Origin of the sequence: Leucobacter rhizosphaerae (assembly GCF_022919175.1) — a bacterium.
GTDB lineage: Bacteria > Actinomycetota > Actinomycetes > Actinomycetales > Microbacteriaceae > Leucobacter > Leucobacter rhizosphaerae.
In genome coordinates this window covers 676,097-702,734 of the sequence record NZ_CP095043.1, presented here as the reverse complement: position 1 = coordinate 702,734, position 26,638 = coordinate 676,097, and the positions used below count along the sequence as shown (strand labels likewise).

The 26,638-nt window shown below is 68.7% G+C and carries 23 protein-coding genes; 16 read left to right on the top strand and 7 right to left on the bottom strand.

The genetic code is table 11. From position 1 onward, the window contains the following. Nucleotides 1-235 precede the first annotated feature (235 nt). From gltB to MUN76_RS03195, 6 genes are read left to right on the top strand one after another with little or no spacing between them, the layout of a single operon-like run. Nucleotides 236-4,855: a glutamate synthase large subunit gene (gene gltB / locus MUN76_RS03220; RefSeq protein WP_244687088.1), complete on the top strand. Its 4,620-nt coding sequence runs from the start codon at nt 236-238 to the stop codon at nt 4,853-4,855. Then, complete coding sequence (locus MUN76_RS03215; RefSeq protein ID WP_244687086.1) at nt 4,848-6,320, top strand: glutamate synthase subunit beta; 1,473 nt, start codon at nt 4,848-4,850, stop codon at nt 6,318-6,320. Before gltB ends, MUN76_RS03215 begins: the two co-directional genes overlap by 8 nt. Nucleotides 6,321-6,354: 34 nt before the next feature. Then, nucleotides 6,355-7,914 (top strand): DUF7059 domain-containing protein, encoded by a 1,560-nt coding sequence (locus MUN76_RS03210; protein WP_244687084.1) that lies wholly within the window; start codon nt 6,355-6,357, stop codon nt 7,912-7,914. Between the two features lie 38 nt (nt 7,915-7,952). Then, nucleotides 7,953-9,296, top strand: coding sequence for a histidinol dehydrogenase (gene hisD, locus MUN76_RS03205; RefSeq protein ID WP_244688641.1), 1,344 nt, complete (start codon nt 7,953-7,955; stop codon nt 9,294-9,296). After that, nucleotides 9,296-9,778, top strand: coding sequence for a transcriptional regulator NrdR (gene nrdR / locus MUN76_RS03200; protein ID WP_244687082.1), 483 nt, complete (start codon nt 9,296-9,298; stop codon nt 9,776-9,778). Before hisD ends, nrdR begins: the two co-directional genes overlap by 1 nt. Nucleotides 9,779-9,783: 5 nt before the next feature. After that, a complete protein-coding gene (locus MUN76_RS03195) occupies nt 9,784-10,824 on the top strand; it encodes a quinone-dependent dihydroorotate dehydrogenase (protein ID WP_244687081.1) in 1,041 nt (346 codons plus the stop codon). A gap of 63 nt (nt 10,825-10,887) precedes the next feature. Here MUN76_RS03195 and MUN76_RS03190 read toward each other — a convergent pair whose 3' ends face one another. Continuing rightward, on the bottom strand, nt 10,888-11,454 hold the full coding sequence (locus tag MUN76_RS03190; protein ID WP_244687079.1) for a DUF3043 domain-containing protein: 567 nt from the start codon (nt 11,452-11,454) through the stop codon (nt 10,888-10,890). Nucleotides 11,455-11,609: 155 nt separating this feature from the next. Between MUN76_RS03190 and MUN76_RS03185 the strand changes: the two genes are divergently transcribed. The 6 genes from MUN76_RS03185 (at nt 11,610) to MUN76_RS03160 (ending at nt 16,061) form a co-directional block, all read left to right on the top strand. Beyond that, on the top strand, nt 11,610-12,002 hold the full coding sequence (locus MUN76_RS03185) for a HesB/IscA family protein (protein ID WP_244687077.1): 393 nt from the start codon (nt 11,610-11,612) through the stop codon (nt 12,000-12,002). 154 nt (nt 12,003-12,156) lie between these two features. After that, complete coding sequence (gene ctaC / locus MUN76_RS03180) at nt 12,157-13,005, top strand: aa3-type cytochrome oxidase subunit II (protein ID WP_244687075.1); 849 nt, start codon at nt 12,157-12,159, stop codon at nt 13,003-13,005. 17 nt (nt 13,006-13,022) lie between these two features. Beyond that, nucleotides 13,023-14,663, top strand: coding sequence for an aa3-type cytochrome oxidase subunit I (ctaD, locus tag MUN76_RS03175; RefSeq protein ID WP_244687074.1), 1,641 nt, complete (start codon nt 13,023-13,025; stop codon nt 14,661-14,663). Between the two features lie 19 nt (nt 14,664-14,682). Then, the gene (ctaF, locus tag MUN76_RS03170) at nt 14,683-15,105 is read left to right on the top strand and encodes an aa3-type cytochrome oxidase subunit IV (RefSeq protein WP_244687072.1); all 423 of its coding nucleotides are present in this window, start codon (nt 14,683-14,685) and stop codon (nt 15,103-15,105) included. A gap of 12 nt (nt 15,106-15,117) precedes the next feature. Then, nucleotides 15,118-15,561 carry a GNAT family N-acetyltransferase gene (locus MUN76_RS03165; protein ID WP_244687070.1) on the top strand — a complete coding sequence of 148 codons (444 nt, stop codon included), beginning with the start codon at nt 15,118-15,120 and terminating at the stop codon, nt 15,559-15,561. Beyond that, nucleotides 15,558-16,061: a TetR/AcrR family transcriptional regulator gene (locus MUN76_RS03160; RefSeq protein ID WP_244687068.1), complete on the top strand. Its 504-nt coding sequence runs from the start codon at nt 15,558-15,560 to the stop codon at nt 16,059-16,061. Before MUN76_RS03165 ends, MUN76_RS03160 begins: the two co-directional genes overlap by 4 nt. A gap of 428 nt (nt 16,062-16,489) precedes the next feature. Here MUN76_RS03160 and qcrB read toward each other — a convergent pair whose 3' ends face one another. The 4 genes from qcrB to ctaE are packed head-to-tail and all read right to left on the bottom strand — an operon-like array spanning nt 16,490 to nt 20,696. Next, a complete protein-coding gene (gene qcrB, locus MUN76_RS03155) occupies nt 16,490-18,106 on the bottom strand; it encodes a cytochrome bc1 complex cytochrome b subunit (protein ID WP_244687066.1) in 1,617 nt (538 codons plus the stop codon). Next, on the bottom strand, nt 18,103-19,215 hold the full coding sequence (gene qcrA / locus MUN76_RS03150; RefSeq protein ID WP_244687064.1) for a cytochrome bc1 complex Rieske iron-sulfur subunit: 1,113 nt from the start codon (nt 19,213-19,215) through the stop codon (nt 18,103-18,105). Before qcrA ends, qcrB begins: the two co-directional genes overlap by 4 nt. A 45-nt stretch (nt 19,216-19,260) precedes the next feature. Beyond that, entirely contained in the window at nt 19,261-20,061 is an 801-nt protein-coding gene (gene qcrC, locus MUN76_RS03145) for a cytochrome bc1 complex diheme cytochrome c subunit (RefSeq protein WP_244687063.1), read from the bottom strand. Between the two features lie 20 nt (nt 20,062-20,081). Beyond that, nucleotides 20,082-20,696, bottom strand: coding sequence for an aa3-type cytochrome oxidase subunit III (gene ctaE, locus MUN76_RS03140; protein WP_244688639.1), 615 nt, complete (start codon nt 20,694-20,696; stop codon nt 20,082-20,084). Between the two features lie 159 nt (nt 20,697-20,855). Here ctaE and trpD point away from each other — a divergent pair, with 159 nt between their 5' ends. Beyond that, nucleotides 20,856-21,926: an anthranilate phosphoribosyltransferase gene (gene trpD, locus MUN76_RS03135; protein WP_244687061.1), complete on the top strand. Its 1,071-nt coding sequence runs from the start codon at nt 20,856-20,858 to the stop codon at nt 21,924-21,926. 52 nt (nt 21,927-21,978) lie between these two features. Here trpD and MUN76_RS03130 read toward each other — a convergent pair whose 3' ends face one another. Next, nucleotides 21,979-22,917 (bottom strand): M23 family metallopeptidase, encoded by a 939-nt coding sequence (locus MUN76_RS03130; RefSeq protein ID WP_244687059.1) that lies wholly within the window; start codon nt 22,915-22,917, stop codon nt 21,979-21,981. A 97-nt stretch (nt 22,918-23,014) separates the two neighbouring features. Then, nucleotides 23,015-23,656 (bottom strand): phosphoribosylanthranilate isomerase, encoded by a 642-nt coding sequence (locus MUN76_RS03125; RefSeq protein ID WP_244687058.1) that lies wholly within the window; start codon nt 23,654-23,656, stop codon nt 23,015-23,017. A gap of 120 nt (nt 23,657-23,776) precedes the next feature. Here MUN76_RS03125 and MUN76_RS03120 point away from each other — a divergent pair, with 120 nt between their 5' ends. The 3 genes from MUN76_RS03120 to MUN76_RS03110 all read left to right on the top strand — a co-directional run bounded on the left by MUN76_RS03120 (nt 23,777) and on the right by MUN76_RS03110 (nt 26,592). Further along, nucleotides 23,777-24,352: an MFS transporter permease gene (locus MUN76_RS03120; protein ID WP_244687056.1), complete on the top strand. Its 576-nt coding sequence runs from the start codon at nt 23,777-23,779 to the stop codon at nt 24,350-24,352. Between the two features lie 10 nt (nt 24,353-24,362). Continuing rightward, the gene (locus MUN76_RS03115) at nt 24,363-25,088 is read left to right on the top strand and encodes a potassium channel family protein (RefSeq protein ID WP_244687054.1); all 726 of its coding nucleotides are present in this window, start codon (nt 24,363-24,365) and stop codon (nt 25,086-25,088) included. Between the two features lie 181 nt (nt 25,089-25,269). Then, nucleotides 25,270-26,592 carry an acyl-CoA thioesterase/bile acid-CoA:amino acid N-acyltransferase family protein gene (locus tag MUN76_RS03110; RefSeq protein ID WP_244687052.1) on the top strand — a complete coding sequence of 441 codons (1,323 nt, stop codon included), beginning with the start codon at nt 25,270-25,272 and terminating at the stop codon, nt 26,590-26,592. Nucleotides 26,593-26,638 lie beyond the last annotated feature (46 nt).

The following is a 26,638-nucleotide window of genomic DNA, read 5'->3' as shown; positions in this document are numbered from 1 at the left end:
TCGCACCATTCAGGCCTGCGGTGAATGTCAAGTGATTCCGCACGATCTGCGGAGAATCTGCGAAATCGTCGAAGTTGCATGCAGAAACTACGTGTCAGAATTATTTCGACCGAAGAAACGAGTGGTAAACTGGGCTTTCGAGCCACCGAGTTTCACTGCGACAGCGTAGTCCTGAACGACCCCGAGGGTGGCACCGCCCCGGGCCACCGACGTCCCGCCGAGAGAGAGGACGTCGATGACTGACCGTCACGTGACCCCCACCCCCCGCGCCGGAGGATTCCCCGAGGCCGTCGGTCTGTACCGACCCGAGGACGAGCGCGACGCCTGCGGGCTCGCCTCCGTCGTGTCGCTCACCGGGGAGCCGTCGCACGAGATCGTCGCGCTGGCCCTTGAGGCGCTCGAGAACCTGGAGCATCGCGGTGCCGTCGGCTCGGACGCCGGCACCGGCGACGGCGCGGGGATCCTGAGCGACCTGCCCGACGACTTCATCCGAGCGGAGCTGGCCGAGGCGTTCCCCGAGGTGCGGCTGCCGGCGCCGGGTGGCTACGCGGCAGGCCTCGTGTTCCTGCCGCAGGCCTCCACCGAGCGCAAGGCCGCTCGGTACCGCATCGGCGCGATCGCCGTCGAGGAGGGGCTGCGGGTGCTGGCGTGGCGCACGGTCGCCGTCCGTCCCGAGGTGCTGGGGGAGAGCGCGCGCCTCGCGAGCCCCGTGATCGAGCAGGCCATCCTGGCGCCCCGCGACGGCGAGTCCGTCGACACCGACCAGCTGGAGCGCCGCGCGTACCGCGCCCGCAAGCGGATCCAGCACGAGACGGGCTGCTACCTCCCGTCGCTGTCCGCCCGCACCATCGTCTACAAGGGCATGGTCACGACGCTGCAGCTTCCCGGGTTCTACGAGGAGCTCTCCGACGAGCGCTTCATCTCCCGCTTCGCGATCGTCCACTCGCGCTACTCGACGAACACCTTCCCGTCCTGGCACCTCGCGCAGCCGCTGCGCATGGTCGCGCACAACGGCGAGATCAACACGGTGCGGGGCAACCGCAACTGGATGCGCGCCCGCGAGTCCCAGCTGGTGTCGGAGGTGCTCGGCGACGTCCGCCCGCTCCTGCCGATCTGCTCCGAGGGCGGCAGCGACTCCGCCAGCTTCGACGAGGTGCTCGAGCTGCTCGTGATGGCGGGTCGCTCCCTGCCCCACGCGCTCGCCATGATGGTGCCGGAGGCCTGGGAGTCCGAGACGGGGCTGCACCCCGAGCTCGTCGACTTCTTGGAGTACCACTCGCTCATCATGGAGCCGTGGGACGGCCCCGCTGCCATGATCGCCACGGACGGCTCCGAGCTCGTCGCGCTCCTCGACCGCAACGGCCTCCGGCCGGGCCGCTTCCTCGTCACCTCCGACGGGATCTTGGTGATCGCGAGCGAGACCGGCGTGCTCGACGTCGAGCCGGAGCGGGTGATCCGGCGCGGCCGACTGCAGCCCGGACGCATGCTGGCGGTCGACCTCACGACCGGGGAGATGCGCGACGACGAGGCCGTGAAGACCGAGCTCTCGCAGCTCGCTCCCTGGGGCGACTGGCTGCGCGAGGGCCGGATCCGGCTCAGCGACCTTCCGGAGCGGGAGCACCTCGTGCACCCGCCGGCCTCGACCAGCCGCCGACAGCGCACCTTCGGGTACACGGAGGAGGAGCTCCGGCTGCTCATCACCCCGATGGCGCGCGACGGCATCGAGCCGCTCGCCGCCATGGGGACCGACACCCCGATCGCGGTGCTCTCGGATCGGCCCCGGCTCGTCTTCGACTACTTCGTGCAGCAGTTCGCCCAGGTGACGAACCCGCCGCTCGACGCCCTCCGCGAGGAGCTCGTCACGAGCCTCCTCACCGGCATCGGGCCGCAGGCGAACCTGCTCACGGCCTCCGCCGACCACGCGCGTCAGGTCATCCTCGACTTCCCCGTGATCAACAATGACGCGCTCGCCCGCATCCAGCACTTCGGTGAGGATCCCGAGCGCGAGCGCGCCGTGACGATCCGCGGCCTGTACCCGGTCGACTTCGCGGCCAAGGGGCTCGCGGACCGCCTCGAGGCGATGTGCTGGGAGGCGAGCGCGGCGATCGACGCCGGCGCCGAGTTCGTGATCCTGTCGGATCGCGACTCGAACAAGGATCTCGCGCCCGTGCCGTCGATGCTCGCGATCTCCGCGGTGCACCACCACCTCATCCGCGAGGGGCAGCGCATGCGCGTCGCGCTCATCGCCGAGGCCGGCGATGTCCGCGAGGTGCATCACGTCGCGGCGCTGATCGGCTACGGAGCGGCCGCGGTGAACCCCTACCTCGCGATGGAAACCGCGGAACTGCTCGTGCGCGACGGTTCGATCACGGGCGTGACGGCCGAGGAGGCGGTGGGCAAGCTCATCAAGGCGCTCGGCAAGGGCATGCTCAAGGTCATGAGCAAGATGGGCATCTCGACCGTCGCCTCCTACTGCGGAGCGCAGACGTTCGAGACCATCGGGCTCGCGCAGGACGTCGTGGATCGGTACTTCACCGGCACGACCTCGCGTCTCGGCGGAGTGGGGCTCGACGTGATCGCGGCCGAGGTCGCCGCCCGGCACCGTGCCGCATACCCCGACGATCCGGCGACCCTCGCGCACAAGCGGCTGGAGACCGGTGGCGAGTACCGCTGGCGCCGCGGCGAGGAGCCCCACCTCTTCGACCCGGAGACGATCTACAAGCTGCAGCACGCGACCCGCAACTCGCGCCGCGACATCTTCTCGGAGTACACCGCGCGGGTGAACGATCAGCAGGAGCGCCTCATGACGCTGCGCGGGCTCATGAAGTTCGCGCCTCAGCGCGCCGCCGTGCCGCTCGACGAGGTCGAACCCGTCGAGTCGATCGTGCGGCGATTCGCCACCGGCGCGATGAGCTACGGCTCGATCTCGCTCGAGGCGCACCAGACGCTCGCCATCGCGATGAACATCCTGGGCGGCAAGTCCAACACGGGCGAGGGTGGCGAGGAGGAGTCCCGGCTGCTCGATCCCGAGCGGCGCAGCGCGATCAAGCAGGTCGCGTCCGGTCGGTTCGGCGTGACCAGCATGTATCTCACCCACGCCGACGAGATCCAGATCAAACTCGCCCAGGGCGCGAAGCCCGGTGAGGGCGGCCAGCTGCCCCCGGCGAAGATGTATCCGTGGATCGCCCGCACGCGGCACGCGACGCCCGGGGTCGGGCTCATCTCCCCGCCCCCGCACCACGACATCTACTCGATCGAGGATCTGAAGCAGCTCATCTTCGACTTGAAACGGGCGAACCCGTCGGCCAGGATCAGCACAAAGCTCGTGGCGCAGAGCGGCATCGGCCCGGTCGCGGCCGGCGTCGCGAAGGCGCTCTCCGACGTGATCCTCGTCTCGGGGCACGACGGTGGCACGGGCGCGAGCCCCATGAACTCGCTGAAGCACGCGGGATCGCCGTGGGAGCTCGGTCTCGCCGAGGCGCAGCAGACGCTCATGCTCAACGGCCTGCGCGAGCGGGTCGTGCTGCAGGTCGACGGCCAGCTGAAGACGGGGCGCGACGTCGTCATCGCCATGCTGCTCGGGGCGGAGGAGTTCGGCTTCGCGACGGCCCCGCTCGTCGTGTCCGGCTGCATCATGATGCGCGTCTGCCACCTCGACACCTGCCCGGTGGGGGTCGCCACGCAGAACCCGGAGCTGCGCGAGCGCTACACGGGGCAGGCGGAGCACGTCGTCAACTTCTTCCGCTACATCGCGGAGGAGGTGCGCGAACTGCTCGCCGAACTCGGCTACCGCTCGATCGAGGAGGCCGTCGGTGACTCCGCCGCGCTCGACATCGATGACGCGATCCGGCACTGGAAGGCGGAGGGGCTCGATCTGACGCCCATCCTCCGCGGGCCCGTGTTCCCGGAGGCCGAGCCGCGGCGGCACGGTCGCGAGCAGGATCACGAGCTGAGCGAGCACTTCGACCAGCAGCTGATCCCCATGGCCGCGGACGCCCTCGAGCGCCGCGAGCCCGTGGTGATCGACCTGCCGATCCGGAACATCGACCGGGCGGTCGGCACGACCCTCGGCCACGAGATCACGAAGCGCTTCGGCTCCGCGGGCCTCGCCCCGGGGACGATCGACGTCACCCTCACGGGATCGGCCGGCCAGTCGCTCGGCGCGTTCATCCCCTCCGGGCTCACCCTCCGACTCGTCGGCGATGCCAACGACTACGTCGGCAAGGGGCTCTCCGGGGGCGAGATCGCCGTGCGACCAGATCCGAACGCCGGGCACGACGCGGCGAACAACGTCATCGCGGGCAACGTGATCGGCTACGGCGCGACCAGCGGGTCGCTCTGGATCGCCGGTGTCGTCGGCGAGCGGTTCCTCGTGCGCGGCTCGGGTGCGACCGCCGTCGTTGAGGGCACGGGCGACCACGCCCTGGAGTACTTCACGGGCGGATTCGCGCTGATCCTCGGCCCGACCGGACGCAACATCGGCGCGGGCATGTCGGGCGGCGAGGCCGTGCTCCTCGATCTTGACACCGCCAACGTGAACGCCGCGGAGCTCGGCTCCGGCGCGCTCATGGTGCAGCCGCTCGCCGGTGCCCTGCCGCAGGCCGAGGAGCAGCGCTTGCGCGACCGGATCGTCGGGCTGCTGCGCACCCAGTACGAGCAGACCGGCTCGGCCCTCGCCGCGTCGCTGCTGCAGGACATCGAGGCCGATCCCGAAGCGACCTTCGCGCGCTTCACCCGACTGATCCCGCGAGACTACTCGCGTGTGCTCGACATCCGGGTGCGCGCCAACGAACAGGGCGTCGATCCGGACGGGGATCGCGTGTGGAGCGAGATTTTGGAGGCGACCCATGGCTGATCCCCGCGGATTTCTGAAGACCCGCGAGCGCGAGCTCGCGCCGAAGCGACCGGTGGCCCTGCGCCTGAAGGACTGGCGGGAGGTCGTCGACCCGGCGAATCCGACGGTCGTCGCCCGGCAGGCGTCGCGCTGCATGGACTGCGGGGTCGCGTTCTGCCACCAGGGCTGCCCGCTCGGCAACCTGATCCCGGAGTGGAACGACCTCATGCACCGGGGCCGCGAGCGCGACGCGATCGAGCGACTGCACGAAACCAACAACTTCCCGGAGTTCACGGGTCGGGCCTGCCCCGCACCGTGCGAGTCGGCGTGTGTGCTCGGCATCAACCAGCCCGCCGTCACGATCAAGCAGATCGAGAACAGCATCATCGACCAGGCGTTCGCGAACGGCTGGGTCCAGCCGCAGCCGCCGTCCCGCCTCACCGGCAAGACGGTCGCCGTGGTGGGATCCGGTCCCGCGGGACTCGCCGCGGCCCAGCAGCTCACCCGCGCCGGCCACACCGTGGCCGTCTACGAGCGGGACGAGGAGCCCGGCGGTCTGCTCCGCTTCGGGATCCCGGACTTCAAGCTCGAGAAGGAGCTCGTCTCGCGGCGGATCGAGCAGCTGCGCGCCGAGGGCACCCGCTTCCGCTGCGGGGTCGAGATCGGTCGGGACATGAGCTGGACCGAACTCCGCCGCCGCTTCGACGCCGTGGTGATCGCCACGGGCGCGACGATCCCGCGCGAGCTGTCACTGCCCGGGCGCGAGCTCGACGGCATCATGCCGGCGATGGACTACCTCGTCGCCTCGAACCGGGTGCAGGCGGGTGCGCTCGACGCGACGCCATTCGATGCGGCCGGCAAGCACGTCGTCGTCATCGGTGGCGGCGACACCGGGGCCGACTGCGTCGGCACGGCGCACCGTCAGGGCGCCAAGTCCGTGACCAACCTCGCGATCGGCAAGCAGCCGGGTGAGACCCGCAGCGCTGCGCAGCCGTGGCCGGTGCACCCGACGCTGTTCGAGGTCACGAGCTCCCACGAGGAGGGCGGCGAGCGGCACTACCTGGCGTCGACCGTCGAGTTCGTCGCGGGTGCTGCCGGCATCGTGTCGGGGGAGTCGGGCGCGGTCGCCGCGCTGAAGGTCGCCGAGACCGGCTTCACCGACCAGGGCCGCGTGCCGACGCCGGGCACGGAGCGCCTCATCGACGCGGACCTGGTGCTCATCGCCATGGGCTTTACCGGCCCGGAGCGGATCGAGGATCCGAGTTTCGCCCTGCCCGTCGGCCCGCGCGGGGCGTTCGAGCGCAAGGGCGACTACTCCACGGCGCTGCCGGGGGTGTTCGTCGCCGGCGACGCCGGGCGCGGACAGTCGCTCATCGTCTGGGCGATCGCCGAGGGCCGGGCCGCTGCGGCCTCGGTCGACGCGTTCCTCACCGGCGATACGGTGCTGCCGTCGCCGGTCACCGCGGACACGCGGGCGTTCGCCTAGGCGCAGTCGGGCGTCGGCACCCTACGCTGGTGGGGTGGATCTTGCACTCATCACTCGGCTCCGTGCCGACCTCAACGCCGCCGACTACCGGGTGGGCGCGGTCGCCGCGCTGCTCGGTGACGCGGCGGATGCCGCCCGCCAGCGCGGAGTCTGGGCGCCGGCGCAGCGAGTGATTGCCGCGCGCGGGCCGTCGCCGCTCGCGACGCTCGTGCGGCTGTGGCTCCTGGGGGAGACGGTGGCGGCCGACGCACTGGACGCGGCGCTGCCCACGGTGACGGCAGCGGGGGCGGAGGCCCTGGGGCTCGTCGCGACAGAGGCTGCGGACGGGGCGGACGGGGCGGACGGCCTTCGCGCGGTACTCTCGCTCAACCCGGTGACGATCGCCTCCTCCGCGGGGTCGACGGAGTGGTGGATCCTGTCCGACCTCGACGACCAGCTGCGTCGCGGGCCCGCGCGTCCCGACCACGTGATGGGGGTCGGCGGGGCGACCCGCTCGCTCATCGCGCAGGCCCCGCTCGGCGCACGCGGCGCGGGAGCGGCGCGAGCGCTCGATCTCGGCACGGGGTGCGGGATCGTGGCCCTGCAGCTCGCGCACGACACGGACGCCGCGATCATCGCCACCGATATCTCGGAGCGGGCGCTCGAGCTCGCGCGGGCGAATGCGGCGCTGAACGACGTGTCCGACCGCATCGACTTCCGCCGAGGCAGTCTGTTCGATCCGGTGCCGGGGGAGCGCTTCGAGCTGATCCTGTCGAACCCGCCGTTCGTGATCACCCCCCGTGGACCCGGGGGCGAGATCTACGCCTATCGCGACGGCGGACTCACGGGCGACGACCTCGTGGCGGGGGTGGTCGCGGCCGCGCCGGCCCACCTCGCGCCCGGCGGCACGATGCTCTGCCTCGGCAACTGGGAGTGCCCGTGGGGCGTCGACGGCCTCGATCGCGTCCGCGGCTGGATCGCGCCGAGCGCGGAGCGGACCGAGCGCGTCGCGGGCTGGGTGATCGAGCGCGACCGCGTGGATCCCGTGCAGTACGCCGAGACCTGGGCCCGCGACGGCGGGTCGCGCCCGGGCACGCCCGAGTTCGAGGAGCGGCTGGGGCACTGGCTCGACGACTTCGACGCCCGCAGGATCGTCGCGGTGGGGCTCGGGGCGATCCGGCTGCATCGGCTTCCCGACGGGGCGCCCCGCGACGTGTGGCACGCGGAGCGCGCGGGCGGAGCGATGTCTGCCGGCGCGGGCGACGAGCTCCAGGCCGCGTTCCTCGCGGCCGTGCGGGTCGACGGCTGCACCGACCGGGAGATGCTCGAAACGCACTGGGTGCTCGGGCGCGGGGTGACGGAGGAGCGAGCGCACGATCCGGGATCCGAGGCGCCGCGCGCGCTCACGCTCGTGACCGAGCGCGGAATCGCCCGCCGGATCACGGCGGACCCGCTGCTCGCGGCCGCCGTGGGTGCGAGCGACGGCGACCTCACGCTCGGGCAGATCGCCGACGCGCTGGCGACGATCCTGGACGTCGATGCGGACGCCGCCGCTGAGGCGCTGGTCTCGGGTGTGCGAGAGCTCGTCTGGCTCGGGGTGCTGGAGCCCGCGTGAGCCGGGGGCATGCCGCGGGTCGGTAGACTGGTGCGGTGATGCGAACGATCGATCTTCGAGGCCATGACCTCTCCCGCGCGGAGCTGCTGACCCTCGTGCCGCGGGCCGCCGTGAGCGCCGATATCGCGGTCGAGCGGGTGCGCCCGCTCGTCGCGGATGTCGCGGCGCGGGGCGAGACCGCGCTGCGCGAGCAGGCGCGCGACTTCGACGGGGTGCAGGATCACGCACTGCGAGTGCCCGCCGACGCCATCGCGGCGTCGCTGAACGACTGCCCTCCCGAGATCGAGGCCGCACTGCTCGAACTCATCGCGCGGCTGCGCCGGGGCTCAGCGGCGCAGGTGCCGGCCGAGCAGGTCACCCGGATCGGCGACGGCGCGGAGATCCGCCAGCGCTGGCAGCCCGTGTCCCGTGTCGGACTCTACGCCCCGGGGGGCAAGGCCGCGTACCCGTCGTCGGTCATCATGAACGCCGTCGCCGCGCAGACCGCGGGGGTGCCGAGCCTGGCGCTCGCCTCCCCGGCGCAGGCGGACCACGCAGGGCTGCCGCACCCGGCTGTGCTCTGGGCCGCCGCGCTCAGCGGCGTGGACGAGGTCTACGCGATCGGCGGTGCCGGCGCCATCGCAGCCTTCGCGCACGGGGTGCCGTCGATCGGTCTCGAGCCGGTCGACGTGGTCACCGGGCCGGGCAACGTATTCGTGGCAGCGGCGAAGCGCGTCGTGAACGGCATCGTGGGCATCGACTCCGAGGCCGGCACCACTGAGATCCTCATCATCGCCGACGCGTCAGCAGACGCGGGGATCGTCGCCGCCGATCTCATCAGCCAGGCCGAGCACGACGAGGCGGCCGCGGCAGTCCTTGTGACGGACTCCGAGACCCTCGCCGCCGACGTGCGCGACGAGCTCGAGGCGCGGTCCGCTCGCACGCGGCACCACGAGCGGGTGCGCACGGCGCTCGGCGGCCCGCAGTCCGCCGTAATCCTTGTGGATGATCTGGAGACCGCCACCCGCGTGAGCAACGCCTACGCGCCCGAGCACCTCGAGATCCAGACCCGCGACGACGAGGGGGTGCTCGCGCGCATCTCCGACGCGGGTGCCGTGTTCCTCGGCGCCTTCACCCCGGTGAGTCTCGGGGACTACCTCGCGGGCTCGAACCACGTGCTGCCGACGGGGGGCACGGCCCGGTTCGCGTCGGGACTCGGGGCGCACACGTACCTGCGCCCGCAGCAGATCGTCCACTACGACCGCGCGTCCCTCGAGGAGGCCCAGGCGCCGCTGCTGGCGCTCGCGGAGTCCGAGGGACTGCCGGCGCACGGCGAGGCGGTCAGCGCGCGGTTCGCCGCCGACGGCGCGGCCGCGACCACCACCGAATCGGAGGCGCGCTGATGCACTGCCCGTTCTGCCGCCACCCCGACAGCCGGGTCATCGATTCCCGCACCGCGGACGACGGCCTCTCGATTCGGCGGCGTCGTCAGTGCCCGGAGTGCGGGCGCCGATTCACGACCACGGAGACCGCGAGCCTCACGGTGATCAAGCGCTCCGGTGTCGTCGAGCCGTTCAGCCGCGAGAAGGTGATGAGCGGGGTGCGCAAGGCCTGCCAGGGGCGGCCGGTCACCGAGGCGAATCTCGCCGTGCTCGCGCAGCAGGTCGAGGAATCGGTGCGATCGAGCGGCGTCGCGCAGTTCGACGCGAACGAGATCGGGCTCGCGATCCTGCCGCACCTGCGACAGCTCGACGAGGTCGCGTACCTGCGATTCGCCAGCGTCTACCAGGCGTTCGACTCGCTCGAAGACTTCGATCTCGCGATCACCGAGCTCCGCGAGCACCCGCGCGCCCTGCCCGACCCGACACCCGGATCCCAGGAGTAGCCCGCATGCGCCTCTACCCGACCATCTTCCGCCTGGTGTTCACACGTATGGACCCCGAGCGTGCGCACCACCTGGCGTTTTCGGTCATCCAGGCCGCGCCCCTGCTCGGTCCGGTCGTGCGGCGCTTCTGCGCCCCCGACCCCTCGCTGCGGGTGCGCGCGCTCGGCATCGACTTCCCGAGCCCCTTCGGCCTCGCCGCCGGGTTCGACAAGAATGCGACCGGGATCCTCGGGCTCGGCGCGATCGGCTTCGGGCACGTCGAGGTCGGCACGCTGACCCGCCACGCGCAGCCGGGCAACCCGCGACCCCGGATGTTCCGGCTGATCGAGGATCGCGCGCTCGTGAACCGCATGGGGTTCAACAACGGCGGATCCGCGGCCGCCGTACCGCGCGTCGAGCGCGCCCGTCTCGCACGGCACCGACCCGTGATCGGGATCAACATCGGGAAGAGTCGCGTCACCGAGGTGGACGACGCGACGCAGGACTATGTCTGGAGCGCCGAACGGCTCGCACCGATCGCGGACTACCTCGCGGTCAACGTGAGTTCGCCCAACACGCCCGGGCTTCGCGGTCTGCAGGAATTGGAGACGCTCGAGCCGCTGCTCGCGGCGGTGCGGGATGCCGCGTGCGGCACGCCGCTCCTCGTGAAGATCGCGCCGGATATGGAAGACGCCCAGATCGACGGCATCGTCGCGCTCGCGATGCGGCTCGGTCTCGACGGGATCATCGCCACGAACACCACCGTGGCGCGCGACGGCCTGCGGGCCTCGGCCTCGGAGATCGAGCGCATCGGCGCCGGCGGGCTCTCGGGGGCGCCGCTCGCGCATCGGTCACTCGAGGTGCTCCGCCGCATCCGGGAGACGGCGCCGGCCGAGTTCTGCGTCATCGCGGTCGGGGGAGTGCAGACCGCCGAGGACGTGATCGAACGGCTCGATGCCGGGGCCACGCTCGTTCAGGGCTATTCGGCTTTCATCTACGAGGGGCCGCTCTGGATCCGGCGGATCAACCGGGGGCTGCGCCGGGCGGGGTGGCGGTCCGCGGGATAGCCCGCGCCGGGCTCAGCCCCGCGCAGGGCATCGCCCCGTGCTGGGATCAGCCCCGATCCGAGGTCAGCTGGGGCGGTTGCCGCGCTTGACCTGCGGCTTGGGCATGCGCAGGGGACGGAACTGGAACATGCGCATCGCGGCGTACCAGCGGAATCCGGGCTGAACGCGATCCTCACCGAACTTGTCGGCCAGGATCCGCTTGAGCCGAAGTCCCACGAACACGGCGTCGAGCACGGCCAGGCCCACGAACGCCCAGATCACGATGAGGCTGATGACCTGGATGATGCCCGGGATGAACGTCATGACGAGCACGACGAGCATCATCGGGATGAGCATCTCGCCGACGTTCCAGCGCGCATCGACGTAGTCGCGCACGAAGCGGCGCTGCGGTCCCTTGTCCCGGGCCGTCAGGTAGCGCTCGTCGCCCTCCATCATGCCGAGGCGGGCGCGCTCGCGGGAGGTCGCCTGCTGCCGGCGCTGCTCCTTGATCACACTCTTGTCCTTGGACCCGACGATGGGGCGCGCGTTCGCGGCTTCGGCCTGCTTGCGTGACGGCGTGGGGCGTCCCTTGCCGACCAGCGTGCTGTCGTCGCTCGTGTCTGCCGGTGCTGCAGCGTCTTTCTTGCCCACGCCTGGTCCCTCTCGGTCTGTGCGGATCGCACGGTGTACTCTCGCCGAATCGATCACGGCCGACCTCCAGACTACCGTGCCGAGGTGCGCATCAGCCGCGAATCCGCGGGGGCGGTAGACTGAGGGGGCAAAGTCGACGCGAGCGAGGAGTACGCATGAGCACTGCAACCACAGGTGCCGAGACGATCGGTGCCGAGACCCCCGAGGCAACGGCGGCGAACGCGCACGGCGTGCTGCTGAGCGACGCGGCCCGTGACAAGGTCCGCAGTCTCCTGGCGCAGGAGGGGCGAGACGACCTCCGCCTCCGCATCGCCGTGCAGCCGGGGGGCTGCTCGGGCCTCATCTACCAGCTCTTCTTCGACGAGCGCGAGCTCGACAACGACGCGATCGTCGACTTCGACGGCGTCCAGGTCGCGGTCGATGCGATGAGCGTGCCGTACCTCAGCGGAGCCACGATCGATTTCGAGGACACGATCCAGAAGCAGGGCTTCACGATCGACAATCCGAACGCTCAGGGCAGCTGCGCGTGCGGGGACAGCTTCAGCTGATCCGAGCACTGCAGGACTGAGTGTCGGCGACACCCGGCGTGTGTTCGGGGAACGCTCAGGTTCGCGCTAAGCTAACAGGGAGTCATCAGTTTCGCGCGCTTTTCGCGCGGACGAGAAACAATTCGAAAGGTATGCGGTGCGTTCCAATCGTCGAATGAAATGGGTCGCGGCCCCAGTGGTGCTGGCGGCGGCGCTGGCGCTGGCGGGTTGCAGCCCGGAGCAGCAGCGGGGCTTCCTCCCCGCCGGTTCTGAGGGGGCCACGAACCACACGGACGGCATCACCGGCCTGTGGGTGACCTCCTGGATCGTGCTGCTGGTGGTGGGCATCGTCACCTGGGGCCTCATCATCTGGGCCACCATCGCATACCGTCGCCGCAAGGGGCAGACCGGTCTCCCGGTCCAGCTGCGCTACAACATGCCGATCGAGACCTTCTTCACGATCGTGCCCGTGATCCTCGTGCTCGGCTTCTTCGCCTTCACCGCCCAGGAGCAGAGCAAGATCGAGGCCCGCTACGAGGCGCCCGAGAACACCGTCGAGGTGTTCGGCAAGCGCTGGGCGTGGGACTTCAACTACGTGAACGAGGACGTCTACTTCCAGGGCGTCCAGGTGCAGACGAACGACGACGGCTCCGCGCAGGAGGACACCATGCCGGTGCTCTACCTGCCCGTCGACAAGACCACCGAGATCAAGCTCGAGACGCGCGACGTCATCCACTCCTTCTGGGTGGTCGAGTTCCTCTACAAGAAGGACATGATCCCGGGCCAGACCAATTACATGAGCTTCACGCCGACCAAGACCGGCACGTTCATGGGCAAGTGCGCCGAGCTCTGCGGTGAGTACCACTCGATGATGCTCTTCGAGGTCCGGGTCGTGGAGCAGGACGAGTACGACGCGTACATCGCCTCGCTCCGTGAGGCCGGCAACGTGGGCCAGGTCACGAACGAACTGAACCCGAATCAAGAGCACTTCTTCGGTGACGAAGCCAAGGCTCAGAACGAGTAATGAGGGATAGCAGAAACATGAAGAAGGGCAACGTCATTGTCTCGTGGCTGACGTCCACGGACCACAAGGTGATCGGGTACATGTATCTGATCAGCTCCTTCGTGTGGTTCCTGATCGGCGGCCTCATGGCTCTCCTGATCCGCGCGCAGCTGTTCGCTCCCGGGCTCGAGATCGTCGGGACCAAGGAGCAGTACAACCAGCTGTTCACCATGCACGGCACGATCATGCTGCTGATGTTCGCGACCCCGCTGTTCGCGGGCTTCGCGAACGTGCTGATGCCGCTGCAGATCGGCGCCCCCGATGTCGCGTTCCCGCGACTGAACGCGTTCGCCTTCTGGCTCTACACGTTCGGCTCGCTGATCGCGGTCGGCGGCTTCCTCACCCCGCAGGGCGCGGCGTCGTTCGGCTGGTTCGCCTACGCTCCGCTGTCGGATCAGACGTTCTCTCCGGGCGTCGGCGGCAACCTCTGGGTGCTCGGACTCGGCGTGAGCGGCTTCGGCACGATCATGGGCGGCGTGAACTTCGTGACGACCATCATCACGATGCGCGCCCCGGGCATGACGATGTGGCGCATGTCGGTCTTCACCTGGAACACGCTGATCACCTCGATCCTCGTGCTGCTGGTCTTCCCGGTGCTCGCCGCCGCCATGTTCGGCCTCGCAGCCGACCGCATCTTCGGTGCTCAGATCTACAACGGCGAGGGCGGAGCCATCCTCTGGCAACACCTCTTCTGGTTCTTCGGGCACCCGGAGGTGTACATCATCGCGCTGCCGTTCTTCGGCATCGTCTCCGAGATCTTCCCGGTGTTCAGCCGCAAGCCGATCTTCGGGTACAAGACGCTGATCTACGCGACGATCGCCATCGCGGCACTGTCGATGACAGTGTGGGCGCACCACATGTACGTCACCGGTTCGGTCCTGCTTCCGTTCTTCGCACTGATGACGATGCTCATCGCCGTTCCGACGGGCGTGAAGATCTTCAACTGGCTCGGCACGCTGTGGCGCGGATCGATCACCTTCGAGACGCCCATGCTCTGGTCGCTCGGCTTCCTGGTCACCTTCGTCTTCGGCGGTCTGACCGGTGTCATCCTGGCCTCGCCGGCGCTCGACTTCCACCTCTCCGACACCTACTTCGTGGTGGCGCACTTCCACTACGTCGTGTTCGGCACCGTGGTGTTCGCAATGTTCGCGGGCTTCTACTTCTGGTGGCCGAAGTGGACCGGCAAGATGCTCGACGAGCGGCTCGGCAAGATCCACTTCTGGGTGCTGTTCATCGGCTTCCACATGACCTTCCTCGTGCAGCACTGGCTCGGCGTCATGGCCATGCCGCGCCGGTACTACACGTATCTGCCGGCCGATGGCGTGACCTGGGGCAACCAGCTCTCGACCGTGGGTGCGATGATCCTCGGCGCCTCGATGATCCCGTTCCTCCTGAACGTGTACATCACGGCACGTCGGGCGCCGAAGGTCACCGTCGACGATCCGTGGGGCTTCGGGCGCTCGCTCGAGTGGGCGACCTCCTGCCCGCCGCCGCGGCACAACTTCACCTCGATCCCGCGCATCCGCTCGGAGTCGCCGGCCTTCGATCTCAACCATCCCGAGATCAGCGGGGTGACGCAGCCCGAACCGGCCGCGCCCGCGCTCGCTGACAAGCACTGACCGGGAGGGGAACGGAACCATGAAATCGAATATCGTCATCTTCTGGATCCTGACGAGCTACTTCGTTCTGATCGCTGGTGTCTACACCGGGTGGAACCTCATCACACACGGGTACATCGAGTGGGTCGGCTCCACCGCCATCCTGCTCTCGGGTGCGCTCACCGCCTTCATCGCGGTCTATCTCATGATGGTCCAGAAGAAGCAGGGCGGCGTGCTCGTCGAGGATCGCGACGACTCGGACATCGACGACGGCGATCCCGAGCTCGGCGAATTCAGCCCGTGGAGCTGGTGGCCGATGTTCCTGGCCTTCGGCGCCTCCGCCGTGGTGCTGGGTCTGTGCATCGGATTCAACTTCTGGCTGTCATTCCTCACCGCGCCGCTCGTGCTGGTCGGTGTGGTCGGCTGGGTGTACGAGTACTACCGCGGCAACTTCGCCCGCTAGAAGGGTCGTTCGGTGAGCATCACGATTCGACGCGGCCAGAGCGAGGACGCCTCGGCGCTCTACGCGCTCGCGCGGCAGTTCCAGACCGGTCGCGAACCCATCGGGCGTGATGAGTTCCTCATCGCTCTCGACAATGTGCTCCGCCGCCGCGACCAGGAGACCAACGTGCTCTTCGTCGCCGAGCGGGACGGGGCAGTCGCCGGGTACTCGCTGATGACCGTGTCGCGGTTGCTGCACGCTCCGGGCCTCACTGCCCACCTGCAGGAGATCGTCGTCGACGAGGAGAGCCGGGGCCACGGTGTCGGCGATCGGCTCATGCAGGCCAACGAGCACTACTGCATGGGCCGCGGGGTGCGTCAGCTGTCGGCGTCCACGTCGCGCATCGGATCCTTCTACAACCATCGCGGGTTCGAGCCCATGGGTGAGCACTACCGCAAGGTCCTCGACCTCAGTTGACGACCACTTCGCGTCGCCCGCGACGCAAGCCCGGGGAGAACCGGGAGCGGCTCCTGGAGGCCGGACTCATCGAGTTCGGCCTCTTGGGCTATCACGGCGCATCGACGGCGGCGATCGCCTCGCGCGCCGATGTGCCGCAGCCGCATGTGTACTCGAGCTTCGCGACGAAGCGTGAGCTCTTTCTGGCGTGCGTGGTGCGTGTGGTAAAGGGGCTCTCACTGTGGGGTGATGCGCGCACTCCGGGGTCTGTGGCGGACGCGGATGCGCGGCTCCTCTTCCAGGCGGTTGCTGCGGCCCGTTCTCACGAGCTGGCGCCCGACCTCGGCCGTGTGCTCGACGATCTCGAGGAGCACCTGGGGGAGGAGCGTCTGCTCGCGGTGGTGGCTCGCGGTGCAGCAGTGCTGCTCGATCCGGAGTCATCGGCGTCGCCCGCTTCGCCCGCGTCGCCCGAGTCGCCCGAGTCGCCCGCTTCGCTCGAGTCGCCGACTTCGCTCGGGTAGTCGCTGCGCGTCCGGCTCTGCGGCCCGTGGCCGCGGGTGCCCGTGTGCAGGGTGCCGCGCACAGCGCGAGTGTGAGCGATTACCGGTATCTTGGCCGAGATTCGCCCCAGTTCGCGCTCACACGTGCCTGGCCGCTCTCGTTTGTCGACACGCACACTGCGCCCGCGGATCCCAGTCTGCGAGTGGCCCGACTCTCCAGTGATCCCGGTCACCGAGAACACCTGGCCACCGAGTGAACCCGAACGCACCGTTCACGCACCTCGCAGGGTTGCATTGCGTTCACTCGTGGCTGGTGGCCTCGGACCGGGAGGCTGAGCCCGGGCCGAGAGGCGAGGGTTCCAGGACCTGCCGATGAGCGAAGGTGCACGCACATAAGTGAAGGGCCCCGCAGAACGTGTCTGCGGGGCCCTTCACTGTATGGCGGGGGACTAGTGTCCGCCGTGGTGACCGTCCTCGATCTCACCCTTGGTCGGGGGAACGATCCGATCCTCGAAGAACCAGCGGCTGAAGCCGGCACGGAGGCGCTTGGAGAACGGAATGCGGCCGTCGTCGTTCGGGCGGAGCATCAGCGGCGCGTAGTCCGTGTAGCTCACGAGCTGCCACGACTCGTAGCTGTCGAGTGGCTTGTGCACCTCGATGTACTCGCCGCCTGGCAGTCGCACGATGCGCCCGGACTCGTAGCCGTGCAGTGCGATGGAGCGATCCTTCTTCTGCAGGGCGAGACAGATCCGCTTGGTCACGATGTAGGCGAAGATCGGCCCGAGGATCAGCAGCGCCTGCAGCGCGTGGATGACCCCCTCCATCGAGAGCTGGAAGTGCGTGGCCATGAGGTCCGAGCTCGCGCCCGCCCACATCACCGCGTAGAACGTCACACCGGCGGCGCCGATCGCGGTACGGGTCGGAGCGTTGCGGGGGCGATCCAGGATGTGGTGCTCGCGCTTGTCTCCGGTGACCCAGGCTTCGATGAACGGGTACGCCGCCACCAGCACCAGGAAGATCCCGATGATGCCCAGAGGGATCAGCATGTTCCACGACCAGGTGTAGCCGAACCACTCCGTTTCGAGCCCCGGTGGAATCAATCGGAGCATGCCGTCCGCGAAGCCGATATACCAGTCGGGCTGGGTACCGGCGGACACGGGGGAGGGATCGTACGGGCCGTAGTTCCAGATCGGGTTGATGCCCACGAACGACGCGATCAGCGCGATCACACCGAAGACGATGAAGAAGAAGCCGCCGGCCTTCGCCGCGTACACGGGAAGGACGGGGAAGCCGACCACGTTCTGCTGGGTCTTGCCCGGGCCGGGGTACTGCGTGTGCTTGTGGATGACCACAAACGCGAGGTGCAGCGCCACGAAGAGGATCACCAGGGCAGGCAGCAGCATGATGTGCAGCATGTACAGGCGTCCGACGATATCGGTGCCCGGGAACTCGCCTCCGAAGAAGAAGAACGAGAGGTAGGTGCCGATCACGGGGATCGCCTTGATGATGCCGTCGATGATGCGGAGGCCGTTGCCCGAGAGCACGTCATCGGGGAGCGAGTAGCCCGTGAAGCCCTCGGCCATCGCCAGGACGAACAGCACGAAGCCGATGACCCAGTTGAGCTCGCGGGGCTTGCGGAACGCACCGGTGAAGAAGATGCGGAGCATGTGGAGCCCGATGGAGGCCACGAACAGCAGGGCCGCCCAGTGGTGCACCTGGCGCATCAGCAGGCCGCCGCGGACCGAGAATGAGATGTCGAGAGTCGAGGCCATCGCCACCGACATCTCGACGCCCTTCATCGGGACGTACGGGCCGGTGTAGTGGACCTCGGCCATGGAGGCCTGGAAGAACAGCGTGAGGAACGTGCCCGAGAGCAGGATCACCACGAAGCTGTACAGCGCGACCTCGCCGAGGAGGAAGGACCAGTGATCCGGGAAGACCTTACGACCGAACTCCTTGACGGCGACACCGATCTTGGTGCGCTCGTCGATGTAGTTCGACGCCGCGGCAGTGAAGCGGCTTGAGCCGCTCTGCTGCGCCGGGGTTTCGGTTACGGTGCTGCTCACTTGAGACGCTCCCAGAAGCTCGGGCCAACGGGTTCATGGAAATCACTCTGCGCGACGAGGTAGCCCTCGTCGTCGACGGTGATGGGAAGCTGCGGAAGCGGCCGCTTGGCCGGCCCGAAGATCACCTTCGCGTGCTCGGAGACGTCGAACTGCGACTGGTGGCAGGGGCACAGCAGGTGGTGCGTGTGCTGCTCGTAGAGCGCCACGGGGCAGCCAACGTGCGTGCAGACCTTCGAGTAGGCGACGATGCCGTCGTACGACCAGTTCTTGCGGTCCGGCAGCTCCTTGAGTTCCGACTGGTCGAGACGCATGAGCAGCACGATGGCCTTGGCCTTGGCATCCAGGAAGTTGTCGCTGCCACCGCGCTCGTCGAGCGTGAGCTTGGCGAACTCCTCGTGCGTGAGGTTCGCGGGGATCACGTGGAACGCGGATCCGATGGTGACATCGGAGGCCTTGATGGCGACACCCGAGGGGTCGCGGGCCAGGCGGATGCCCTTGTCCCACATGGTGTGCTTCAGCTGCTGCACGGGATCGCGATCCTGCGGAGCGAGACCGCGGAGCAGGGTGATACCGGGAAGCGGGAACGCGATGAGCGCACCGATGAGGCTGTTGCGCACGAGCGAGCGACGGGAGAACCCGGACTCCTTGTCGGAGACGGCGAACACCTCGGCTGCGGCCTCGCGGGTCTCGGCGTCGCTCGGCACCGGGTGGCGGTAATCGATCGACTCGTGGTCGGCCATGATGGCCTTGCCCCAGTGGACGGCGCCGATGCCGACGGCGAGCAGCGCGAGCGCCATGCCGAGGCCGACGAACATCGTGTGCAGGCGGATCGCCAGGAGTTCGCCCGTTTCGATCGGGAAGAACATGTAGGCGAGCACGGCGCCGAGGCTGCCGGCGATCGAGATGTAGAAGAGGGTGTAGACGACGCGCTCGGCGCTCTTCTCCTTCTTCGGATCGAGGTCCGTGACACGCTTCCGGTGCGGGGGAAGACCCGGATTCTGCACTGCATCGGGTGAGATGACCGCAGTTCCTACTGCAGCACCGTCCGCGCTGTGGCCATGGGTTGCGACAACGGCGTTCTCACCGTTGTTCTTCGCTTCCTCTGCCATGTTGCTCCTTGACTCCTGATTCAATAACTGCTCGGTGCGTCGTCGTTAGTTCGACTTCGCGGTGACCCACACGGTGAGGGCGACAACCGCGCCGAGACCGATGATCCAGATGAACAGGCCCTCTGCGACCGGGCCGATCGACCCGAGGGTCAAGCCGCCCACTGCGGGCTTCTCTTCGATGTACTTGAGGTACGAGATGATGTCGGACTTCTCCTGCGGGGAGATGTTCGTATCGCTGAACACCGGCATGTTCTGAGGACCAGTCACCATGGCCTCGTACACGTGCGTTGCAGCCACACCCGTGAGCTTGGGTGCGAACTTGCCCTCGGTCAGTGCACCACCGGCGGCGGCCACGTTGTGGCACATCGCGCAGTTGATGCGGAAGAGGGTCGCGCCGTTGGCGATGTCCCCATCGCCCTGCAGGTACTGGGTCTCGGGCAGGCCCGGTCCCGGTGCGAGGGAGGCGACATACGCGGCCATCTGCAGCGTCTGCTCCTCGTTGAACTGCTTGGGCTTCACCATGCCCTGGGGTCCCTGGAAGGCGAGGGGCATGCGCCCGGTCCCCACCTGGAAGTTCACCGACGCCGCACCGGCACCGATCAGGGACGGGCCGTCGTCGGTGCCCTGGGCACCCGCACCGTGGCAGGTGGCGCAGTTCGCACCGAAGAGCTTCTCGCCCTCCTTGATGGTGGCGGGGGACTCGAGATCGATTTCGGCCGTGGCAGAGGTCTGGCTGAAGCCGGCGTACGCGGCACCCGTCACGAGCAGACCGATGGCCACGAGGGCGACGGTTGCGAGGGGATGGCGACGACCCGACTTGCGGATGTTCTTCTTGGCGCGAGCCATGATGTCGATTTCTCCAGACTCTATTTGAGGACGTAGATGACGATGAACAGGATGATCCACACGATGTCGACGAAGTGCCAGTAGTAGGACACCACGACCGCCGTCGTCTCTTCCTTGTGCGTGAAGTTCTTGACCGCGTAGATGCGGCCGATCACGAGCAGGAAGGCGATGAGGCCGAGCGACACATGGATCCCGTGGAATCCGGTCGTCATGTAGAAGGCGGAGCCGTAGGGGTCAGACGAGAGCGTGATGCCCTCGGAGACGAAGGTGGCGTACTCGTACGCCTGGCCGGCGACGAAGATCGCGCCCATGAAGAAGGTGAGGTAGAACCACTCGACGGTGCCCCACTTCCTGATGCCGCGTCCGGTCGCGCGCGGCTGCATCCGCTCGGCGGCGAACACGCCGGCCTGAGCGGTGAAGGAGGAAGCCACGAGGATCAGGGTGTTGATGAGCGCGAAGGTGAAGTTGTGCTTCTCCACCTGCTCGGCCCACAGATCCGGGTTCATGGCGCGCAGCGTGAAGTAGATCGCGAAGAGGCCCGCGAAGAACATGACCTCGCTGCCGAGCCACACGATCGTACCGACGGCGACCAGATTCGGTCGCTTCACCGAGGGCACGGCTGACTTGGTATTCATAGTGGTCGTTGTCACCCCTCCATTATGGCTGAAAGTTAGGTGTGCGTTTTCACCCTGCGACGGCGAGCCGAACTTTCTGCGAACTTCCTGACAAGCTTATCGCGTCTGCGGACCCCTGCGTGCGCCCCCGGCCCCGCAGCCGCTCGATAGACTGACGGCATGATCGACGAACGCACCTGGCCGACCGTGCTCACCGCGTTGCTCGAGGGCAACGACCTCAGCGTTTCGCAGGCGGAGTGGGCGATGTCGAACTTCATGACCGGCGAGGCGAGCGGAGCCCAGGTCGGCGCGTTCCTCGTCGCCCTCCGGTCCAAAGGGGTCACGGTCGACGAGGTCATCGGATTCCGCGATGCGATTCTCGCGGAAGCCTTGCCGATCGCGCTCCCGGCGATGTCCCTCGACATCGTGGGGACGGGTGGCGATCGCTTCGGGACCGTGAACATCTCGACCATGGCCTCGATCACCGCGGCCGCAGCCGACGTTCCTGTCGTGAAGCACGGCAACCGCGCCGCGAGCAGCCTGTCGGGTTCCTCGGATGTGCTCAGTGCGCTCGGGATCGATCTCGGGCTCGACGCGGATCAGCTCGCGCGGGCATTCGTGGAGTCCGGGATCGCGTTCGTCCACGCCGCGCGATTCCTGCCGGGATTCCGGCACGTCGCGCCGGCCCGCGCAGAGCTCGGCATCCCGACGGTCTTCAACTTCCTCGGCCCGCTCTGCAACCCGGTGCGCCCCGAAGCTTCTGCGGTCGGCGTCGCCGATATCGACCGGGTCCCGCTGTTCGTCGGCGTCTTCCGCCTGCGTGGTGCGTCCGCCCTCGTCTTCCGCGGCGACGACGGGCTCGATGAGCTCACAACGACAGGGCACTCCCGAGTCTGGGAGGTCAGCCGCGGCGCGCTCACCGAGCACGACATCGACCCGCGGGATCTCGGGATCGCACGGGCGTCGATCCAGGATCTGGCCGGCGGCACCCCCGACGAGAACGCTGAAACCGTGCACCGCGTGCTGGCGGGGGAGTCGGGGCCGGTTCGCGACATCGTGCTGCTGAACGCGGCCGCGGGGCTCGTGGCCTTCGACCTCGCGCATCGTCCGGAGTCGGTGGAGACGCCGATCCTCGAGCGGCTCGCGGCGAAGCTGGTCGTGGCCGCCGATGCCATCGACTCGGGTCGGGCTGCAGCGAAGCTCGCCACCTGGGTGCGCGCGACCACCGAGCAGGGTGGCACGACGGCCTGATCCGGAGTCACGGACCGACCAGGCATCGCCGCCTGATCCGTCGGCAGAATGCCTAGCGGTCGACGCGGCTGTACTTCGCGAGGAACGGCATGGGATCCGTCGGCACGTCATCTACGACGAGCGCGAGGTGCAGGTGCGCCCCGAACGACATGCCGGTGTTGCCCACTCGACCGACGTCATCGCCCATCTTGACGGCGTCGTCGACCTCCAGCGTGTGCGATCCCATCTGCATGTGGCAGTAACGGCTCGTGACGGTCTTGCCGTCGATGCTGTGCTCGAGCTTCAGCCCGAACCCGCAGCCGTCTGTCGCGAACCCCGCCTCGAGGACCTTGCCGTCGGCGATCGCCTTGATCGGGGTGCCCGCGGCGGCCGCGAAGTCCTGCGCGTCGTGGAACTGCTCGACCGGCGCCGTTCGGTATCCGAACGGATCGGTGAGCAGCACCGTCTCGGTGAACGGATAGTTGACGACGGCCTCGGGGCGGAAGGTGTAGGCCGTGGGAAGCGAATCATCGGTCTCCACGGCACTGATCGCACTGAGGGAATCCGGGATCGACCCTTCCGGAGCGTCGGCCGTGCTGAAGAGCCGCTGCTCGGCCGCTGCCGCGGGCTCCGCGAACCCTGCGTTCTCGGTGATCGGCAGTGCTGCGGCGAGCACCAGCCCGCACACGCTCGTGGCGGCTGCGACTCCGGCGAGTTTCGCACGGGTCGTGCGCGCGACCGGCTCGGCGCGTCGCTCGGTCGGGATCGAGCGGTGCGGCACGTGGGCCCGGCGCGGGACACGCACGGAGGCGAGACCGGCGGGCTCGGGGCTCTGCACCACGGGATCGGCCGTGAGGGAGGTCGTCACCTCAGGAGTGGCGTCGAGCGGTGCCAGATCGTCGACCGTGTACGGACTCGGAGCTGGGGACCCCTCTGTCTGTGCGGACTGCTGCAGTCGCAGTGCCTTGCGAGACGGGTACCGAGCCGGTGCGGGCGCGGTCGTGTCGGGCATATGAACTCTCGGTCGGGGGAGCGCGGCCAGAGGGCCCGCGCGGGAAGATAACGAATAGGTTACAGCGTGAATCGCGACGGCGCCACCCCGGTGCGGGTCAGGCGTCGGAGCTCGATTCGTTCGACAGTGCCGCGCCGCGTGCCGCGCGGATGAATCGTGCGATGCGATCGATGTCCTTGACGCCGGGGGCGGATTCCACGCCGCTTGACACATCGACGCCCCAGCAGCCGGTCTGCGCGACCGCGGCGGCGACGTTCTCGGGGGTGAGTCCACCCGCCAGGATCCAGCCCCTGCCGAGTGCGTCGGGGGAGATCGCGTCGAAGTCCCAGGGCTCGCCGGATCCCGGGCGGGTGCCGTCGACGAGCAGCCGCTCTTCGCTGAACTCGCCCGCGCGGAGCTGGGGATCCGAGGCGAGGGAGGTCGCGCGCCAGACGCGCGGGATCCTGAGCTGCGCAGTGGAGACATCGGCTGCGCCGTGGCCGCCGTGCAGCTGGAGCACCGTGAATCCGAGTCGCGACGCAAGGTCGGCGGCGTCGGCGGCGGGGGTGTGGCGGACGACGAGCACTCGATCGACTTCGGGCGCTGCGTCACTCAGCGCGGCGGTGATCCGGGCCGCGTCTGGCGCGGGGGTGTCCCGCGGGCTGCCGGCACTCATGACCACACCGATCGCATCGGCGCCGAGCTCGACGGCGCGGAGGGCCGTGTCGGGATCCCGGAGCCCGCAGATCTTGACGTACATGTCGGCTCCTCGGGATGGATTAAGGTCTCCAGCCTAGCCGTGCCCCGGGCCGGGCCGCCGGGTGTTCGCCCTCACCGGAATTCTCGGTGCGCTCGCACGACGGCGCGTTATTCTCAGTGCATGTGGTTACGTCGAGCGTTCACCCGGTGGCTCTTTCCCGCTGCGGTCGTCCTGCCGCTGTGGCTGCTCATCGGCTGGGGTGTGTTTCAAGCCGGGGGATGGGCCTTCCTCTGGGTGCTCTTCATCGCGATTCCGTCCGTGCTGATCGGGCAGGTCGCCATGACGCTGCTCGTGCGAGCGCGGCCATCGGTGCGCGAGAGCGGCGCGGTGTCGTGGCTGGACGTTGCAGGATTCACCGTCTGGCACGTGCTCGTCATCGCGGTCGGATGCTTCATCGAGGCGTGGTTCCCGCTGCTGCTGACCGCGGCGATCGTGGCGGGGCTCGGGATGCTCTGGCTGAGCCTGCGGCAGCTTCGCCGTGAAATGAGCGGGGTGGTCGCGGCTGGGTTCGCGCAGTCTGGGTTTCCCCCCTCCGGAGCCTCGGACACTGGATTCGCACGGCCCGGTGAGGTACTCATCGTGACCGACGCTCCGGTCGACGATGAACGTCCGCGTCCGGAGTCGGACCGGCCTGGCTCGAGCACGGACCGTTCGAGCGGCGGCAGCGACCGGCCGCGCTTCGACGACGGGCTGTGACGCGCCGCTCATGACCCGGGTCTCGAACGCACCAGCCGGATCCCTCGACCGCGTCGTCCGCTGGGAGGATCGCACGACCTGGCCGCTCTTCGTCGCGGCCGTGCTCTTCGTTGCCGCACTGACCTGGGTCTGGGTGGACGAGGGACGGCACCCGCTCGAACTCGGGCTCGCGTCACTCTTCCTCGCGGTCTTGTGGGTCTGGTTCATCGTCGACTATTTCATCCGCCTGACGCTGGCCCGGGGCGCGCGTCGTCGATTCGTGAAGTCGCGGGCGTTCGACCTCGCAAGCCTGCTCCTGCCGTTCCTCCGCCCGTTCCTGATCCTCGTGTACATCTGGCGTCTTCCGGTCTTCCGGCACGGGTCTCCGGGCGCGCAGCGTGTCCGGTACGTCCTGATCACCATTCTCTTCGCGTTCATGCTCGTCTACATCGGGTCGTACGGCGTCTGGCTCGCCGAACGCGATGCTCCCGGGGCAAGCATCGTCAACTTCGGTGACGCGATCTGGTGGGGGTTCACCACCCTGTCCACCGTCGGGTACGGAGACTTCGTTCCGGTGACGATCCTCGGCCGGGTGCTTGCCGTCGGACTGATGATCGGGGGCTTCCTCGTCATCGGCGTGGTCACCGCCACCCTCATCTCGGATCTGAACGACCGGATCAGGACCGCACGGGTGCCGAGCGGCACGCCGGATGGTGAGGCCACTGCGGTTGAGCGGGAGCTCGATCCCGAGACCTAGGACGGGCGCCGCGCGCGGATCCTACGCGGATTCAGGCGGCTCCGCACGCACGTGACGGGCATCGGGTCACGCGGCGCCACGCGGCGTCATCGGGGGAGATGTGACGCCCGCGAGGCGGAGCCGAGCCGCTACCGTCGGAGCACGCGCATGCGCACTCGCCCCGAACCGATTGGATCTCGCCGTGACCGTTTCCCCCACTCTCTCCGCGCAGCCCGCCCGGGGACTCATCGACTCCGACATCTCCGTTTCGATTCGAGGCTTCGCGCCTCGATCCCTCGTGACGGTGCAGGCACGAGTGGAGATCCCGCACCGCACGACCTGGGAGAGCCGCGTGATCTACGTCGCTGATCACGAGGGGAGTGTCGACCTCGACCGGGACACCCCGCTGTTCGGCGATGTTCTCGTGCCGGGATCGGACGGGCTCCTCTGGGCGCTCCGTGCGACGGCCGAGTCACCGGAGCAGCCCTCGAACTCCCGGTTCGTGAACAGCGGCCTCGAGGAGTACTCGGTCGAGATCAGCGCCGTGACCGACGCGGGGGAGTCCGCGGAGACCTCAATCGTGCGTCTGCCCGTCGCCCCCGGAGTCCGTCGCGCGGAGGTACGCGACGACGGGCTGGCCGGTACCTTGTTCACACCGGACGGGCCGGGTCCGTTCCCGGTGGTCATCGTCGTACCGGGATCCGAGGGGGGAGTGCCGGAGCCCATCGCCGCACTGTTCGCATCGCACGGGGTGGCGGCGCTCGCGCTCGCGTACTTCAATGCACCCGAGCCCGGCCGCGTTCCGGCGACGCTCACGGAGATCCCGCTCGAGTACTTCGGCACCGCGATCCGGTGGCTCGAACGTCAGCCGGCACTCGATACGTCGACGCTCACCGTGAGCGGAACGTCGCGCGGAGGGGAGCTCGCCCTGCTGCTCGGGTCGATCTACCCGGAGATCCGCGCGATCCTCGCGTGGGTGCCCAGCAACTATGTCAACGGCGGCATGGGGCCGAACGACCCGGAGGAGGATCGGGCGGCGTGGACGCTGGGCGGGGAGCCCGTCGAGTTCGTGCGGCGGTGGAGCGACGCGCCTGCGCATCGCGAAGAACGGGACGGGGTCCAAGTATTCGCGCTGAATGCGCTGCGCCGCCTGGGGGAGCGGCATCAGCACCGGGCTGCGGAGATCCCCGTCGAGCGAATCAATGGCCCGATCCTCTTCATCAGCGGGGAGGACGACTTGCTGTGGCCGTCCGCGACCTACAGCCGCTGGGCCATCGAGCGTCTGCGGGAGCACAACTTCGCGCACGAGGTCGAGCATCTGAGCTACCCGAACGCGGGGCACTCGATCGGACCGAAGAACAATCCGGCCACTGTGCTCGGTACGGCCGAGCTGCCCGGGGCGGATCCGGAGCGCAAGGTCGGGCCGATCCACCTCGGAGGCACGCCCGCCGGGGTTGCCGCGGCGCGGCGCGATGCGTGGCCCAAAGTGCTCGACTTCTTGCGACGACACACGGCGCTGGCGTAGAGGGTCGCTACACCCGCGGACCCTGGGACCGGCGCTTCGCGGGGAG